The 18097-nt window shown below is 63.2% G+C and carries 5 protein-coding genes; 1 reads left to right on the top strand and 4 read right to left on the bottom strand.

The genetic code is table 11. The features are described from left to right. Positions 1-602: 602 nt before the first annotated feature. A complete protein-coding gene (locus JNB89_RS28335; protein ID WP_220364393.1) occupies positions 603-764 on the top strand; it encodes a SymE family type I addiction module toxin in 162 nt (53 codons plus the stop codon). A 280-nt stretch (positions 765-1044) separates the two neighbouring features. Here the strand turns inward: JNB89_RS28335 and JNB89_RS28330 are convergent, their stop codons facing one another. The 4 genes from JNB89_RS28330 to JNB89_RS28315 form a co-directional block, all read right to left on the bottom strand. Beyond that, positions 1045-12567, bottom strand: a complete 11523-nt coding sequence (locus JNB89_RS28330) for a filamentous hemagglutinin N-terminal domain-containing protein (RefSeq protein WP_223216882.1) — start codon at positions 12565-12567, stop codon at positions 1045-1047. 125 nt (positions 12568-12692) lie between these two features. Beyond that, on the bottom strand, positions 12693-13607 hold the full coding sequence (locus tag JNB89_RS28325; protein ID WP_220364392.1) for a peptidyl-prolyl cis-trans isomerase: 915 nt from the start codon (positions 13605-13607) through the stop codon (positions 12693-12695). A gap of 10 nt (positions 13608-13617) precedes the next feature. Further along, on the bottom strand, positions 13618-15459 hold the full coding sequence (locus JNB89_RS28320) for a ShlB/FhaC/HecB family hemolysin secretion/activation protein (RefSeq protein ID WP_431026610.1): 1842 nt from the start codon (positions 15457-15459) through the stop codon (positions 13618-13620). 47 nt (positions 15460-15506) lie between these two features. After that, the gene (locus tag JNB89_RS28315) at positions 15507-17672 is read right to left on the bottom strand and encodes a filamentous hemagglutinin N-terminal domain-containing protein (RefSeq protein ID WP_222859091.1); all 2166 of its coding nucleotides are present in this window, start codon (positions 17670-17672) and stop codon (positions 15507-15509) included. Between the last annotated feature and the right edge of the window lie 425 nt (positions 17673-18097).

The raw sequence follows: 18097 nt of genomic DNA, 5'->3' as shown, positions 1-18097 counted from the left end.
GGGTAGTTGGGCGGGAGGCGCTGCGGGGTAGTAGCAGAGGGTCTGAGCGTTTCCGGGTCCCCCGATGGCAGCGCCGCTTCACAGATGTTAGCGCCGATGCAGAAATGACCCGCCGAAGAGCCAGATTTACCAGCTTACCGAACGGTGCATGGAGCAGTCTTGCGAAGCTCCATCGTCCTTGGATACCCCTTCGCGTGCCCCATTGCGGGAAAGACCTCCCGGCCGTGGTATGCGCTCATGCTGCTGGGCCGCACACCCCGAACTGCGGATCGTACTGCGCCCCATGCACGATGGTGTTGTTAAACCCACATTACGCGATGTGGTGCTCCGCCCTCGGGACCCAGCAGGCGGCGTTTGTTTGCGATGAGTAACGCCCGTAGTCCGTCATTCTTGAGCGCAAACTGCTGCGCGATCGGGCCCAAGCCCACCAAGCGCCCTCCGTGCGCTCTCGCTCGCGCAAAGTGCGCATGCGTCGCTCTCATTCACGCGGCGGCTGATGACCATCTGGAGTGCGCCCGGATCACCTAGGTCCTCAAGCGCCAGCTCGTACGCAAGCGAACTGCATGTCCGATTGAATGCGCTAATTCAACACCTTCCGCCACGTGCGGCCCGTTGTTTACTCGCCTCGGCGACGCACCAACAACCCACCCCTCGTGCCTTGGCTCAAGCTCTCTGGCCGTTGGCTCGAGCATGCGGGCTTCAAGCCTCACCAGCGCCTCAAGGTCGAGGTTCAGCTCGGCAGGCTCGTCATCATCCACGCTTGAACGGCCACATAAAGAGCGAACCCGGCCGTCGTCGGGTTCTTGCCAGTGCTCAAGTACTCGCCCTATGCACCTTCATCTCTCGCTGCTCGAACAGCGTCCAACCAGTCTTGCCATTGGGCTGGATCGTTCGTACTGCCGTCAGCCCAGACCGTTTGCGATATTCCACTCAATAGAGTCGCGATGTCCTCGCTTTGGCCACCTCCTCTCTCGTAATAGCGATCTAAGAAGATCAACATCGCACGGAAGGCTTCTGTGGTCGTCAATGAATCATCCATCTCACTTACCCCGGCCTCGTGGGTGAGGCCAACCCTGTTTGAGGATTAAATGACTTTGGCGTTTGGTTAATTCCACCGTAGCTAACCTTACCACCCCGAATACCTACCCATGTTTGGGTCCCGTCCGGATTTATTTTGGCAGCCCACGTGGTGCCGTACTTATCCGTTCCTAGTACAGCCGACGGATCGTTCGCGACACTTTCAAGAAGCTGCCGATTGGCCGGAGTGTCACTAATATGTCCGTCCGAATCGCGGAAGATGTGCCCGGCTCGCGAGTCGTCAATCTCAACGCGCCCATTGTCCGTCGAAGAACCTTGTCCGCCTACCGTGTCTCCGCTACCGTTGCCGCTCGAAAGCGTTATGTGGCTCGGCGTACCCGGTGCACCAGGGATCATCGTGCAAACCGGTGGATCACATACGGGCACCGCTGGCGTCACCGGCGACGCCCCAGTGTTCGGCGGATTTCCATTATTTGCCTGCACCAGTGGATTCGGATCAGACGGTGGCGTCTGTCCGTTGTTGGACGTCACCAGACCTAGGAACTGGTTACCCCAGTTCTGGAAGGAACCCACCGGATCGCCGTAGGTGTTCTGCAGCCAGGTGCCGAACGCGTTCAGCAGGCCGCCTTTTTTCGCCGCGTCGGCCGCATGGTCCCCCGTGTTGTTCAGCGCCTCGTTCTGCGCGGCCGTCGCCCCAGCCATCGCATTTTGACCGGCGAGACCGGCAAGGCCACCCCCTGCCAGCGTCGCGAACGCTGCCAATGCCGCCTGCTGGCCCGGATCAAGCGGCGCGCCCGTCGGGTCGACCGCCTTCACTAAGTCCGGCGAGAACGCCGCACTGACCGCCCCGCCAATCGCCCCCCCGGCACAACCGGTTCCCTCCGCGGCCGATATTGCGCAACCCAAGCCCGCATGAGCCAGCACATAACCCGGGCTCCCTTGGGCCATCCATGACTTATCGTTTTGCGACGCAGCCCCGATTGCCCCCGCACCCACGGCAGCCACATCGCTGAGCGCTGAGTATTGCAGTGCGTTCGCGAAACTCCCCCCGTAGATCGCCGTGTCGATCCCCGCAGTGATTACACTTCGCTCAGCAATCAGTCCGATCGCGCTGCCAACCTCGGTCGCTGTAATTGAGCCACTGGCGATCTTGCTGCCCACCTGCTGAAGAGCTTCCGCGCCGCCGACATTTGCTGCCGAAAAAGCGCCTGCCGTTAGTGCAGCAACCGCGCCTGCCTCCGCAATCTGCAGGATGTCGATGCCGTTTCCAGAGAACGCCTGAGACACGAACGCGCCCATCGCCCCTGCAAGCGCCCCCGATAGAACCGGCCCCAGCGCTGCAAGCGTCGCTCCTCCGGTGACGATGGAAGCGGCAATTGCAATCGCAGCGACGACGACCGTCGGAACCCCTCCGCCCTGCGCAACGAAATCCGTATGAATGTCATCGTGTACCGTCGTCTGCGCGAAAGCCCCACCAAGCTGCTGCTGCAGACTCGCCAGCAATTCTTGTGTTCCGGCTGGATCAACTGCCCCATCCGCGTCGAGCTTCTGCAGCGCACCACCGATCTGGCTGAGCGTCTGCACGTTCAGGTCCATGTTGGCCGCGCTCATGAACCCGCCCGGCTGTACCTCCGTGCCGGTCGTTTTTGAGTAACCGGCGTCTTTTACATATCCCCAGATCTCACCAATGTTGACCTGATTCGCCTGATTGGTGAGCGTGCCGGTATTGACCGTCAGCGTGTCGGAAGCCGTGATACTTCCGGTATTCAGGACGCTGCCGCCGTCCTTGTTGAAGTTAAGGGTGACGTCGGTGCCCGTGATGTTGCCACCGGCCGACATCGCACTCGTATCGCTCGGCAGATAAACCTGCGGCATCAGCGCAGTGATCGTCGGACACGCAGCTACGCCCGTCGCCGTGCACGACGGGTCCGGTACCGTCTGCTCGACATACCAGAGCATCGGCTTGTCGAGAGCGTTGATCTGCGCCTGCGTGAGCGCTACGCCCAGCTGTAGATTGTTTGCCGTAGCGTAGTCGAGGGCGTTCTGATACAGATACTGCTTCTCCTGCTCAGTAACGGACCTGGCCTTCGTACTGTCATACGTCAGCCCGTCGATGAAGCTCGCCTTGCCCGTCTGCTGCAATGCGGCCTGCTGCAGCATCAGGTCTTCTTCCTGCGGGTTGTAATAGAAGAGTGTTGAGCCTGGCTGCAAGCGCGGCGGCAGGGCATCAAGCAGGTTCTGCGGGCCCAGATTGCCGATTGCTGAGCTACCCAGCGAGCTGTCGACAAACGATGCCTTGCCTGCGACCGGCGTCGGAAGAGCGCCGCCCACGGTGCGTGGCACCCCAAGGTTCAACCCAGGCAGCGTCACCGGGCTGAGGGAAATGACCTGCGACGGAGCATTGACGCGCGGTGTATAAGTGTTCGCCGTCGTAATGCCATTGATGAGTTTCTGACCCGTCAGGGTCACGGACGTGCCGATTACATTGCCGACGTTCTGGATCTGACCGCCGGAAGTGATCGACAGGTTCGGCGCCTGGATTGTCGCAGCAATGTTCCCGATCGGCTGTGGCGGATCAATCGTCCCGCCAGCGCTTGTGTACGCGCTGCCATAGAGCGCCGTGCATTCCGCAGGTGAGCCGCAGGCCCAGACATCATGACGCTTGTCGCTGCTGAACAGGCCCGTTTCCTGGACCCAATGCGAGTGCCAGTAGGCATTCAGTGTCTGCGCTTCATTGACGACGGGGCCAGCCACCGCGATGGTCGCCGTATTGCCCGCAGCGATCAGGCTACCGATGTTAGTCAGACTTCCCGCATTGATCTGCAGGTTGTTGCCTGCACCGATGACTGACGAGCTACCCGATTGCTGATCGACATAACCTTCGCAGTAACTCTCCTTGTAACCGCCAGCGGTCATACAGCCGGAATACTGCTCCTTCATGCCGTAATTCTCGTGCACGGGAACCGGCGGTGGCAGGTTATTGGTGATCGCGCCCGACACATTAAGCGTTATGTTGTTGCCGGCGACGATGTTGCCCGACGTGTTGTTCAGGCTAGTTGCGGGCGTCGTCGAACTCGCGGTTGTACCGACACCGCCAATTACGATGTCATGCCCCGCGAGCAGATTCCCGAACGTGTTGTTGATCTGGCCTGCGGCAATCACCAGGTCGTGGCCGGCGTAGATCGTCGCGTCGTTCTGGCTGTAGCCGAACGTCGTCGTGGTGGGATTCGACCCGCGGAGGTGGCCTGCAGTGCCGCACGCGGTGCTTGGCACACCGGCCGCACAACCAGTCTGCGTCGAAGAACTCTGCTGGTTGCCGCCCTGGTTCGTCAGGCTCGCCGCGCCGACCAGAACGTTATTGCCGGCATATAACAAACCCGCGTTAGCGAGGTTGCCGCCATAGATAGCCAGGTTGCTGCCAGCCGCGATCATGCCTGTCGGCAACGAGACTGTAGTTGATCCTGTAGCGGTGGGAGCTGCGCCCGGTGCGATGTTAAATTGTGTCGGCGGAAGTGCGTCCCCGACCGTGCAGTATCCTTGCGAATCGCAGTTGGTGCCGGTCGGGTTACCGGTACCTGCCACCGTAATCACGCCCAGCGCTTTCAACTGCGCAAAGAAACTCGAGAATTGCCCAGCGTCAACGCTCAGTCCCGTCTGATAGGTTGTGGTGGCGGCAGCAGCACCATTGCTGAGCGACTGCACATTGAGAGTGACATCGCCCTGCGCCGCGATTTGCCCACCTTGGTTAGACAGCGAACCCGCCACTAGCGATATCGATCCACCAGCGGAAATCACGCCGGATGTCCCCGGCTGCTGTGTCACGGACGTTTGCGAAATCGTGGGCAAAGAGAGGGTGACAGATCCAGTCGCAGTCGGGTCGGGCCCATCCGCCACCGTCCATGTTCCGTCGTGATCGTAAAAGGTGACCGTTCCTGATCCGGCCACGGGCGAAGAGGCGCTCGCATTACCTTGCGGCGACAGGACGTCTCCGAGCGTCGCACTGACAGTGGTCGATCCGGCTGCGAGCTCGCCTCCGTCTCCGGTTCCTACGTGATGCAGCGACCAGGACGTCTTGGTCCCGGCAACTGCTGACCATAGAAGCGTGGGATCAGTGACCGTTGCAGTCGTCGTCACTGGCGCACTCGGCGCCGTCTGATCATTAACCACCGCCCCCGCACTAATATTGACGTTATTCCCCGCGAAAATAGAACCACCAGTATTCAGCAACGTCCCTGAGAGATTAAAATTCGCATCCCCCTTTGATTGCGTCGTCGCACCCTGGTTGTCGTAATTCCCGCCAGTGACCGACAGCAGCCCACTGGCCTCCACAGTCCCGCGATTAACGGTATTCCCATTCAACGCAAGCGTGCCGTCCGCATGCATCACCGCCCCAGCAACATTATTCAACGTCCCATTGAACGTAACGTTGCTGCCGGTAACCTGCCCAAAATTCGTGAACGTGCCGTTGGTCGACAGCGTCAGCGGCGCGGTCCCCGTCATGGTCCCGTAGTTGTTGATGCCATAGACGCCTGTCAGCGTCACGCCCTGTCCACCGTAATTCCAGGTTCCGCTATTGCTGATCGACCCGGCGGTGATCGAAAGCTGCCCGCCCTGGCTGATCGTCCCCTGCGAGGGATCGAACGCCATGTTCATCGCGCTGATGCCCATGTTGCGCTGCGCGAGCAACTGGCCTCCAGCGTTGTAGAAAGAACCGTCGCCGCCGTTGATGGTCAGCGAGACGTCGCCCGTAGTCGGCCCACCCGGCCCATTGGGATTGCCCGCGAAAATGATCCCGTTCTGATTGTTGAGCGTCCCCGTATTCACATTGAGGCTGTTGACCGCCATCAACGAGCCGCCGCTGTTGTTGAGCGCGCCGGCCACCGTCACATTGGTGGTCGAACCATTCACGAGCCCCGCATTCGTGAAGTTCGTCGCGTTGATCGTCGTCGTAGTGGTCGACGCCAGCGACGCATTCGCCGCGTTTGTCAGATTCGGTGCCGACACATACAGCGCGCCGCCCGAGAGCACCTGGCTCGCGTTGTAGAAGCCGTTGCCTGCGCTCAGCGTCGCTGCGCCGACAGCATCCACCGCCGCGCCCACGAGAGAGAGCTGATTCGATGCCGTCGCGGTCAGCGCCCCGCCGGCAATCGCCGTCCCCAATGTCACGTTCGTACCGCTGAACTGCATGTTCTGCGTGGACACGACAGACGCGCCGCTCGCATCGAGCGTCCCCTGCGCACTCACGCTCACATTCTTCGAGCCGCCTTGCGAGCCGCTCAACGTGACGTTGCCGCCGCTCAGCGTGAACTGCCCCGCCACGGTGCTCGTGCCGCTCAGCGAGAGCGTCTGTCCGGCACTCATCGTCGTATCGCCGTTGGACGACACGCCCGCCACGCTCACATTGCCTTGCGCGCCGCTGATGTTCACGGTGCCCATCGACGACACCGCGCCCGCCACCGTCGCATTGTTCGCGGCCTGAAGCGTTACGTTGCCGCCGGACTGCAGATCGCCGCCGAAGCTCACGCTGCCGCCCGTCGACTTCGCGCTTACATTGCCCACCGCCGTTGTCGCGCCAAGCGACATGGCGCCGGCCGAGGTCGCCGTGAACTGGCCTGCGCCCTGAATCGCGCCAAGCGTGATACCACTACCGGCGCCTACGGTAATGTCCTTGCCAAAGGTCAGCGAGCCGCCGCCGTTCACAGCGCCGCCCGCGTTGATGTTCGCAAGACCGAGGCCGAGGAACGTGCCGGTCAGCGTCGCCGTGCTGCCCGCGGCCAACGTCGTATTGCCGTTGACGAGCTCGCCGTTCAACGCGAGCGCACCGCCTGAGTTCGCGTTGAGATTGCCCTGACTCGTGATCGGCCCACCCACGGCAAGGTTGCCGCTCGTCGCAGTCAGCGTCACGTCGCCGTTTGCGCCGATCGTGCCGTTCGCAGTGACGTTGCGGCCAGCACTAACGGCAAGCGTGCCGGTACTGCTTGCGTTGCCGCCGATGGTTGCGTCGCGCGCGGCATTTATCGTCGCCGTGCTGCCGGACGCAAGTGCGCCGTTCACCTTCACGTCGCCCGCGCCGTTATGTCCTTGCGCCTGCAGCGCGAGCGCGCCGCCCGCCTGCGCGGAACCTAACGAAAGGTCATTTCCCGCGGTCGCATTGAGCGCACCGTTGGTCGCGACAGCGCCGCTCACGCCGATGCTGCCTCCCGCGCTTAACGTCGCCTGCTGACCGAACGCCACAGACGCCGCGCTGATCGAACCGCCTGCCGTCAACGTGCCGGTGCTCTGCGCGCCGATGCCGCCCGTCAACGTCATGTTGCCGCCCGACGCGAGCTGCGCATTGCCGCCGACGGTTGTCGCGCCGGAGACGGTCAGTGCCTGTCCGGCGCTTCCTGTGAGATTGCCCTGCGTGGTGACGTTCGCGGCGCTGGCGTTGCCGTTCGTCGCGGCGAACGTCAGGTTTCCTGCCGAATTCACATCGGCAAGCGCGATGTTGCGGGTTGCGTCGATTGTGGTCGTGCTGCCTGTGTTGATCGCGCCGCCCACGCTGACATCGCGCGCCGCCTGCACGGCGAGCGCGCCGAGCGCGGTTGCCGCACCGCCAATCGTCACGTCGCCACCCGTTGCGTTGCCGTTTGCGGTGACGCTCGCATTGCCGGTCACTGCCTGCACGCTGCCCAGTCCGGCGTTGTTGCCGCCCGTCACGGTGACGCTCGCGCCTTGCAACGCGCCGGTCAATGCAACGTCATGTGAAGCGTCGAGCGTCGCGGCCTGGGCAAATGCCGCCGCGCCCGCACCGGCAATATCGTGCGATGCCGTGAGCGAGCCGCCAAGCTGACCGGCCAGCGTGCCGCTCAGTGCGATGTCACGTCCCGCCTGTACGGTGACGTCCCTCGCCGCGTTGATCTGGCCGCCGAGTCGCGTGTCGAGCGCCGAGTTCAGAGTCAGCGCACCGGAGGTGGTCGTGGTTCCCGTCAGCGCGATGCTGCCGGTGGCCGTCGTCGCGGTGAGATCGCCAGCCGTGGTTTGTAGCGTGCCGCTTGCCGATACGTCACGAAGCGCTGTGAGTGTCAGCGAGTCGCCGGTGGTCAGCGATCCGCTCACCAGCACGTCGCGTGCGCCGCTCAGTGTGACGACGCCCGGAGCGGTGGCCGTGCCGGTGATGGCCGCATCGCCACCGCCAGCGTTGCCGTTCGCGCTCAGCGTCAACGTGCTCGATGAATGGACATCGTGCAGCGCTGCGTTGTTACCGCCGATCGCACTCACCTCGCTCGCCTGCACGCCGCCCGTCAACGCAATGTCGTGTTGCGCCGTGAAGGATGCGGCTTGCGTGAAGGCCTGCGTACCTGCGCCGCCGATGTTGTGCCCCGCCGTTACCGAACCGTTTGCCTCGCCGATCAGCAGGCCGTTCAGCAGCGCATCGCGGCCGGCGTTCAAGGTCGCATCACCGACTGCACTCGTGCTCGCCCCGAGCGACAGATCGAGCCCGGTCGCGATGTCGAGCGTGCCGCCGCTGTTGATGCCGCCCGTCGCATTCAAGCTGCCTTGCTGCGCAGTGAGCAGCGTATTGCCGACCGACTCCACAGCGCCCGCAATGTTGATGTCGTGCTGAGCATTGATGCCAACCGTCGTGCCGCTGGCAATCTTGCCGGTCGATGCAACGGACACGTCGTTGCGCGCCGTCGTGCTCACCGCCGCCGCAGCCGCCACCGAACCATTCACCGTCACATTGCCGGGACCGTTAGCCGTATTGGTCCCATTCGCGGTGAGCGCAACGGTGCTCGCCGACTCGACGTTGTTCGTGGCGATGTTGCCTGCAGCCGTCACCTGCACGGACTGCCCCTGAATCAAACCGCCCTGCGCAACGTCGCGGCCCGCAGCGAGCGTGGCGGCCTGCGCGAACGTCATGGTGCCCGCCCCGCCGATGTCGCGCCCGGCAGTCGCACTGCCCTGCCCCTGTCCGGCAAGCATGCCGGTCACGTTGATGTCGCGCGTTGCCGTGAGCGTCGTGTCGAGCGCAGCGCTCGTCGTGCCGCCCAGGTTGATGTCGGAACCGGCCTGCGCATTGAAAGCACCGTTGCTCGCGATCGTGCCTGTCGAAGTGACGTTGCCGTTTTGCGCGCCCAGCGTCGTGTCATTGGCCGCCTGTATGGAGCCGCTGATGCCGATGTTCTGCCCGGCGTTCAGCGCAACCGCCGCGCCGCCGGTCACAGCGCCGGTAATGTTGAGGTCGTTGTTCGCTGCGAGCGCAAGACCCGATGCGGCCTGCACGTCATGCAGCGATGCTGAGCCGCCCGCCGTCGTCTGCACTGTACCGCCGCGCAAGGAGCCGGTGAGATTCGTATCGCCGCCGGAAGCGACGTTTGCCGCGAGACCAAATGCGCTTGCAGCAGCGCCCGCAATGTTCCCGCCCGCGCTCAGCGTGCCGTTGCCTTGCGCGACCACGGAACCGTTCATCGTCAGATTCTGGCCGGCTTTGACGGTGAGGTCCGCAAGTGCGGAGGTGCCTTGCGTGCCGAGATCGACCGAGTGCGCCGCGTCGATCAGCAGGTTGTCGCCGGACTGAATATTGCCTGTGCTGACGAGCGACCCGTTCGCGTTCTTAAGCGTGACGTCGCCGTTCGATGCAACACTTCCCGCAACCGTCGTATTGCCGCCGCTCGTCACGCTCAATGCGTTGGCGCTCTGCAATGCGCCGCTCACTGACGTGTCGCCGCCGGAACTCAGCGACGCAGTGGAAAGCGAAGCAACCAGCCCGTTCACCGCGAGCGTGCCGCCTGACGCCGTCACCTGCAGCGCGTTGTTGGCCTGCACGTTGTTCAGCGTCACCGACTGACCCGCTGACAGCGAAACCGCCGCGCCTTGCAGGGAGCCCGTCACCGAAAGATCATTTGCCGCGGTGATGCTCGTATCCTTGACGAAGCCGCTGCTGCCGCCCGCGCTAACGTCGTGGCCGGCATCGAGCGTTGCCGCGCCCTGCCCCGCCAGCGTGCCGCCAATCACGATGTCGTGCCCTGCCTTGAGCGTCGTGTCTCCGGTCACGCTAGTCGCACCGGTCAACGCGACGTCCTGCGCGCCGCTTACCGACAGATTCGCGGCACCGTTCATCGTGCCGCTCGAACTGACATTGCCGTTCACCGCTGCGACAGCCAGGTCCCCGACGGCCTGCACCGTTCCGCTGGTTGCCACCGTCACGTTGCGTTGCGCCGTCAGTGCGACCTTTGAGCCGCCCGCGAGTGTGCCGTTCACCGTGACATCGCGCGCGGCCTGCACGTTCGTTGCGCCCACCACAGCCGCATTGCCATTGAAGCTCACGTCGCCGCCGCCAGCCGGGTTGCTGGTCAGGCCGTTCGCCGCAATGCTGAACGTGCCGCCAGCCTGCACGTCGGCGACACTGGCGTTATTGCCTGCGCTCACCTGCAGACCGTTGGCGAGCAGCTTGCCGGTAAACGCGACGTCCTGCCCCGTGGTCAGCGTGCCGTTCTGTCCAAACGCAAGCGAACCGCTGCCGGTCAGGTTGTTCTGCGCGTTCACCACGCCGTCCTGCTGCACGATAACAACGCCGGGCACATCGACATTGCGCGCCGCGTTGATCTGCGCATCGGTCCCGACAAGCAGCGACCCTGCGACCGAAACGTCACGCGCAACGTTGGCCGAGAGCGTCGTGCCGCTCGCGAGCGACCCGGTCACTGCGAGGTCCTGGCCCACCGCGACCGTGACTGCGTTCTGCGCAGTGACTTGTCCGCTCACGTTGACGTTCTGGCCGGATGCGAGCGCAAGCCCGCTTCCACTTTTCACGGTGCCGCCAGCATTGACATTGCCTTGCGTGGCATTCAGCGCGAGCTCGCCCGATGTCTGCAACGCCGCGCTTGAATTAACGTTGCGTTGCGCGGTTGCCTGCAATGTGCCGCTGTTGGTCTGCCCGTTGAAGTTGATGTCGCGCGCGGCCTGCAGGTTCGTCGCGCCGCTCACCACGGAGGTGCCGTTCAGATTGATGTCGCCAGCGCCGTCATTACCTTGTGCGCTGACCGCCAGCGCGCCGCCCGTCTGCACGTCGCCGAGCGTGACATTCGCACCGCCCTTGAGCGCAGCGTCGCCGTTCGACTGCGCGTTCGCGACATTCACGCTGCCGCCCGCGCTCACTGCGAGCTTGCCGCCAGTCTGGATCGTGCCGCTCGACGTCACGTCGCCATTTGCATTGATCGTGTAGCCGGTGACGCCGACGTGCGCGCCCGTCATCGCGAGGTTGCCGCTTGCCTGCAAGGTCGCCTGCTGTTGCGCAGCCGAACCGTTGACGGTGAGATCGCCATTTGACGAGAGCAACAGGTCGCCGGTATTTGCCGCCATCTGCGCATCGGTGCGCACGCCCATTCCGGCTGCCGTGCCGATCACCTGGATCTGGCCCGCGGTCATTGCACCGAAGGCAGTAGCGTCGATCGCAAGCCCGTTGTTGGCGCGCCCATTTGCGCTGTTGATCGCGCTGGCCGTATTCTGCGCACCGTTGGACGAGGTCGCATACGTGGTGCCGCTGCTTGCCACTGCTGAGGGCAGCACGAACTGGCGGCCCGCAATCGCGTTGATGCGCTGGCCCGCATACAGCGGCGCATTGATGCCGATGGTCTCGCCGATCAGATCGATCGTGCCCACCGTGCCTTCGATACCCGCGCCCGGACCGTTCACGCCCGCGTTGCCCTCGATCTGGATATGGCCGCCAGTCACGCTGTAACCGACCGCCTGCGCGTTGTTGAAGTCGCTGACGGTGCCTTTGAGATCGCTCAGGAATTGCGGCGTGCCGGTCGACAACGTGACGCCGATGGTATTCGTGAAGCCGGTGCCGTTCGTCGTAATGCCGTTCGGATTCGCGATGATGACGGTGGCCGGCGCGCCGAACACTTCCAGCGGGCCGTTCAGCAGACTCGCGAATGCGGCGCCCGTCGAGGTCACCTGGTTGACGATGACGCTTGCCGTCCGCCCGGAAAGATTGGGATTGGCCTGCACGTCGCCGCCCGTAAGCGACGTGCCGGACATCAGGCTATTGTTGAGGATCAACCCGACCGGGTCGATATTGAAGCTTTGATACTGGTTCAGCGAAATGCCTGCTGCGTTCGGCGCCGTGATGTTGACCACGGGTACGCCGCCGTTCGCGCCGGTGCTCTGCGTGATCTTCGGCTGAAAGGAAATCGGTGCAGTCGGGTCGACGATAGGCGCGGCCTGCGCCTCCTGCATCACGAAGCGAACGCGCAAGCCGGCGAGATCGAGAATCTGCTGCCATGCATCGTCGTCCAGACGCTGGCTGCCCGCGGCGAGCACGCCTGCCGCGTCGCGGCTTTGTTCAAACGTGACAGACAGCGGCCCGGCGAACAGCGTCAACGCGACCAGCGCCGAGACCGCACGCTGCCACACGCGATACACGCGGGCAGGCGTCGGCACCGACCAGCGCTCGCGCGCCGATTGCATGCCGCGTTCGTGCCGCTCGTCGTGGGCGTGGAGATTCTGTTCGAGTTGTCGTAAAGCGTTGCGCGTCGACGCGTTCATGATGCTCTCGTCTTCTTCTGGTTTTTTGTACGTATGGCACTTCTTCGCCGGTCCGGGCGTTCAAACCCGAAGTGGCGTCGCAGCGGTTTCACCCCGCCCGCTGCATCCCTCGCAAAGCAAGGTTGTTACTGCTGCTGAATCCGTGCGTTCTTCATCAGATCGACAACCACCTGCGCGGTCGCTTTCTGCAGCGCCACCTGTTCCAGCTGCTTGCGTAAGGTGTCCTTGATCTGGTCGTATTGCGGCACTTGCGTCGGGCGCTTTTCGTCGACGCGCAGAATCCAGAACGCGTCGCCGACCTGTACCGGCGCGCTCGACACGCCGCCCTGCGGCAGCTTCACGAGTGCTTCGGCAAGCGGCTGCGGCCAGTTCTGCGTGTTGCCGGGCTGAATCGGCGTCCTGAACGAAATCCAGTTGAGCGCGCCGCCTTGCGCGGCCCCCGGCCCCTGGCTGTACTGCTTCGCGAGCTGCGCGAAGTCTGTTCCCTTCTTGAGTTGCGTCAGCACCGTTTGCGCGGTGTCCGCATCTTTCACCGCAATGGCGCTCGGCTTGTATTCGAACTCGCCGAGCGTGGCGACGATCGCGTCGTACTTCGCCTTTACGTCTGCATCGGTTACCGGCACAGGCTTCACCTGATCGCGCAGATACGCGGCAGTCATCGCTGCGGATTTCGCCTGCTCGACTGCGGCCACCACCTGCGGGCGGGATTCGTAGTGCTGTTTTTCCGCAGCCTGGCGGAACAGTTCGCGAGCGATCATCTGGTTCTTGATCGATGCGCGCAGCGTGGGTGTGTCAGGTGCGTTCGACGCGCGCACAGCATCGTCGAGCTGGGCCTGCGTGATGACTACGTTGTTCACGCGCGCGACCGCGTTGGCGGGCAACGGACCGGGCGCCGCTTCGACGCTTTTTTCCGCGGAGGGCTTCGTCGAAGGCTTGTTGGCTGCCTGTGCGATGGGCGTACCGACAGCGAGGCCTGCTGCGGCAAGCATGACGAACAGCGTGGCGTTGCGGATCGTGACTGCGATCGGGCGATGTTTCATAGGGACCTCTTCAGAGTGACCAGTTGAGCGTGGCGAGCAGCACGGTGGCTTTCTTTCCGAGCGCGGCCGGTTGAAGCAAGGCCTGCCCGAGCAGCACCTCGCTGGTGACGGTTTGTGTCTTGTAGCGCCATTGCGCGCGTGCGCCGACGCCCGTGCCGATCAGCGTCGGCCAGCCGCCTTGTGCGACGAGATGCGACTTGCCGCCGTCGAGAAACACATACGGTTCGAGACGCGCGTCGTGCCAGGCTGGCACGTTCTGCCAGGCCGCCTCGTTGCGCAGATAAAAGCCGCTGTCGCCTGCAATGCCGCCTTCGGTAAAGCCGCGCACCGAGTCCATGCCGCCGAGGAAAATCTGCTCGTTGCCGAACAGCGCGACGCGGCTGTACTGGCCGCGCAGCGTGCCGCGATAGCTCCATTGCGTGCCCGCCAGCGTGCCGAGCGCGATCTGCAGCGTGGCAGTCGCATCGAGCCGCGTGAACTGACTGTGCGCCTCGACCTCGTCGATGCCGGCGCTATCGTGACTGGCCGAGAGCCACGGCAACCCGCGCGACACACCGACGTCCCACGTCGCAGCCGCGCCCTGGTCATTCGCGACGAAACGGCGCAAACCATTCAGACCGATGCGCAATACCGTGAGGTCCTGCGGCGACAGTTCAATACCGTTCAGGGTGCGCTCGGTGCGCATCTTCGTGAGCGTGACGTCGACGCTCGTGCGGCCCGCACGCGAACGCGTCAACACATCGTTCCAGCCGAGAATCTGGCTGAACGTGCGGCCCTGAAGCAACGCGATGTCGCCGATGGCCTGCTGGTATTCGGAGAGCGACGTCGTATAGCTGAAGGTTTGATACCCGTAAGGCGCCGCAGCGGAAAACACCAACGCATTGCTGTCCTGAGTGCCCACGAAGTTAAACGACAGCGACTCCTGCAAACCGATCAGGTTGTTCGCCTGCACGCCGGCGCGATAGCGCAGCGTGCCGGTTTGCGAACTGCCGTAATTGTCGATGCCGAGATCGTAGAAAACGCGGTCGCCATAGTGGTTCGTGATGGCGACCACTGAATCGCCCGGCGTCTCGCCCGGCATGATCTGGATTTCGGCCTGGTTGCGGCGCAACCGGTTGATCTGGTCGACGCCCTGCTCGAGATCGGGCAGCCGCAGCACGTCGCCTACGCTGTCGCCGAATGCCCATGCCGTACCCGCGTCGGTCAGCAGGCCGCCGCCGTGCGTCGTGTACCAGGGCTCGTTGGAGTCGCGCGGACGCAGGGCATGCCCGTTGAGCGTGAACGCCGACACCTTGCCGTCGACGATATTGACCTTCAGCGTGCCCGAAGCAAGATTCTGCGCGCCGAGATAGGCGCGCGTCGTAATGTAGCCACGCGCGATGAATGCTTCGGTCACGCGGCGCAGCAGCAGGTTGATGCGGTTGCGGCCGAGCTGCTTGCCGATGAAAGGCGCGGCAATCGTGTCCAGTTCGTGTTGCCCGAGCACCGTGTCGCCGATGAATTCGATGTGGTCGATCCTGAAGAGCGGCTCCACGTCCGTCAGCGTTTCCACATCCGCGCCTTCGGGAAGGTTGACCACGGTGGGCTGCTGTACTTCGATTTGCGCGGGCGCCTGCTGGATTTCCTCGCGACGCTGGCGGTCGCGCTGCTCCTGCAGCAACCGTTGTGCAGGGTCCTGCTCGGCGCGCATCGGCACACCGAACGGTGCGCCGCCCAGTGCCGGGTTGCCGGCGAGGCCAGGAGGCAACGTTTGCGCGAAAGCGCGGGCTGAGGCGGCACCGGCAAGCACGGCGAATGTGCAGCGTGCAAGGCTGCGCAGGCGGTGCTTCCGCGCCTGCTGCGCGGGTCGCATGCGGGGCTGCTGCGCGGCCGGCTTGAGTACCCGCCGCATCGCGCGCGTCAAAGTCCGAACCATGACACGAGCCCAATGTGATTGTGATTGCCGATGGTCACCGGCGCGCGGTACGGCGTGCGGATGGTGTTCACACCGCCCGCGGCCTTGATCCCCCCAGGGGCATTGAAGGCGCCCCCGTCAATGTCGGCCTCACCGGTCAGCTCGACCTGGCCGTTGCCGCCGGTGAAGACGCCGCCGGTGTCCGCCGCGAAAATCGCCGACCATGAGTTGCCGAACCACGCCTTCAGGTCGTGATTGCGGTTGATCGCGCTGTAGCCGAGTACGGCCTGAGCGAGCGTCTTCGGCGCATCGAGCTTGAGTGTATTGAGCGCGAGCACCGTGCCGCCGGTGTTGGTAATCTGCGTGCCGGCCTTCAGCGTGATGTCCTGCGATGCTTCGATCACTCCGCCGAACGCCTGCACGCTGCTCGAAGACGACGAACTACAGAAGAAGAAGCACTTTTGCCGGTAAGAGGCCTGGCCTGTAAAGACGCCTTGCGTGAGCAGCTGGTTGCGAGCCGTGACCGCAATGGAGCCGCCGTTCGCGAGAATCGAGCCGCCGACATTCGTCACGTTCGTGCCCGAGATGGAGAGCTTGCCGTCGTCCGCGGTGATGTACGAGAGCTTCGAAGGGTCGTCGATTGCGCCGTAATCCACGTCGAAACCGCTTTCGCGATGCTCGACAAAAAGGAGCCGCCAGCTGCGGTCGGAATAGCCGACCGGCGCGCCGCCGTTTGTACCGGCGGAATGATCGACGATGTTGTTCACGTCGCCGCCGGCCGTTATTGTCAGCGCCTTGTTCGACAGCATGCGGGCGTTCTGGTTGGTCACCGAACCACCGGCAGTGATGGACACGTCGCCGGCCACGCCGAAGATAACCGCGAGTTTGCTATCCGCTGTCGAGTGGTTCAGCACGTTGCCGGTCGCGTTCAGCGTCACGGCGCCGAGCGATGCGGCGTCGAGCGTATTGATCTGCTGGCCCTGAATCAGCGAGCCAAAGTTAGTGATGTCGCCGGTGCTCGTCAGAACCACCCCGCTCTTTGCAGACGCAACCACCGATTGAGCCGCGGCATCCTGCGTCAATGCAATGCCCGCACCGCTGATGTCGATGCCCGTCGCGGCGAGCAGGCTACTGCCTGTCAGCGTCACGGCGCCGCTCGCAGCCAGCGTGGCCGCGCCGTTGTTCGTCGTGACCTTTGTGTCGGTCAGCGCAAGGTTGTCGTGCACCTGCAGATCGAGATTGTTCTGCGCGGTGAGCGTGGTGTTGGAAAACTGCACGGAGCCGTTCGAGGCCAGCGTGAAGTCGCCGAGCGTCGCGTTCAGCGGCCCCGCGCTGCGCACGCCAGGGCCTTTGTCGGTGACGATCAGTTGCACGCGGCCGCTCGTCAGGCTGCCTGCTGCGGTGATGTCGATGGCGAACGAGCTTGCGGTGGCGGGCGATGTCGGCTGGCTCAGTGTCAACCAGTCGTTGCCATTGTCGGTTGGCGACACCGCCGTGTTCAGCGTGACGTTGCTGTTGCCCGCGACCGCGCGTACAGCAGCGGTTTGCGACGTGAAGGTGTTGGTCAGCGGCCCGTTGATCTGCAGGTTCTTCGCAATCAGGTCGAGACCGATCAGCGCGCCTGTCAATCCCTGCGGTCCGACGACGATGGTGCCTGTGCTCGTGTCGAGCACGATGTCTCGCTCCGGAAGTCCGGCTACCGGCACCGTGTCCTTGAAGCTGACATGCCCGGTCGTCAACGCCACACGGCCGGTATTGACGAACGATCCGCCATTCACCGTAATGCCGTTGGGATTGGCCAATATCACATTGGCGCGAGAGCCTAATACATCGATACGGCCGCTGATAACGCTGGGATTCGTGCTCGTGACCTGATTGACAATCGTGCGGGCATTAATACCCACGTTGTTCAGCGAAGCGCCCGCCGCATCGACATTGAAATTCGTGTAGGTATTGCTGGAAACGCCCGCAAATGCCGGAGCGATATTGACGGTCTGGTGACCATTTGCGGCAGTGGAAACCGTGGTTGCAGTTGCGCCGTCTATGACGATGCCTGCCGCACTGGCCGTAACTGGCGCAGCGGCAAATAGCAACTGAATGAAGTAGACAGCGCGAGCAATCGCGCGCCAACTCCCGCATTTCGGGAGTCGGAGATAACACCGGCCTTTCATGCAACCCCGTCCGACAGACTCTCTAGCTTGGTTTTTGTGTAGGGCGGGTTCTTTGACCCATGCGCCCGTATTACGAATGTCGGCGTGACAGGAGAAAACTTGAGCAAGAATTTGGAATATTTTTTATTACTTTTTCATTACGAAAATCAATCAAATACATAACTCAGGCGGACTTCGTTTAGATTATGCAGAGTGCATATTTCATATCGCCCCATTTGAATCGATCACCGCGCGGATTGCTGATCTGCTTCAAGGCCCACCACCCGCGATGCGATGCGCTCTCCATACGGCTCCAGTGGGAGTGTCGGGGCGTCCACGGTTGTTGTCATGGCATTGCTGGTGTCGCGCGTGCAAAGTCATCGACTCGAATAGCGTTTGTTATCTGCGGGTTTCAATGAAAGCTGCCATCCTGGACTTCGCACCGC

The organism is Paraburkholderia phenoliruptrix, assembly GCF_019511605.1.
Taxonomy (GTDB): domain Bacteria; phylum Pseudomonadota; class Gammaproteobacteria; order Burkholderiales; family Burkholderiaceae; genus Paraburkholderia; species Paraburkholderia phenoliruptrix_A.
The sequence above is the reverse complement of the archived record's forward strand: the minus strand, read 5'-3'. Positions and strand labels throughout refer to the sequence as shown.

What these genes read in the sequence shown, in the direction of transcription:
- JNB89_RS28330 (WP_223216882.1), bottom strand. Translation starts at nt 12,567, where the DNA reads ATGAACGCGTCGACGCGCAACGCTTTACGACAACTCGAACAGAATCTC.
- JNB89_RS28325 (WP_220364392.1), bottom strand. Translation starts at nt 13,607, where the DNA reads ATGAAACATCGCCCGATCGCAGTCACGATCCGCAACGCCACGCTGTTC.
- JNB89_RS28320 (WP_431026610.1), bottom strand. Translation starts at nt 15,459, where the DNA reads ATGCGACCCGCGCAGCAGGCGCGGAAGCACCGCCTGCGCAGCCTTGCA.
- JNB89_RS28315 (WP_222859091.1), bottom strand. Translation starts at nt 17,672, where the DNA reads ATGAAAGGCCGGTGTTATCTCCGACTCCCGAAATGCGGGAGTTGGCGC.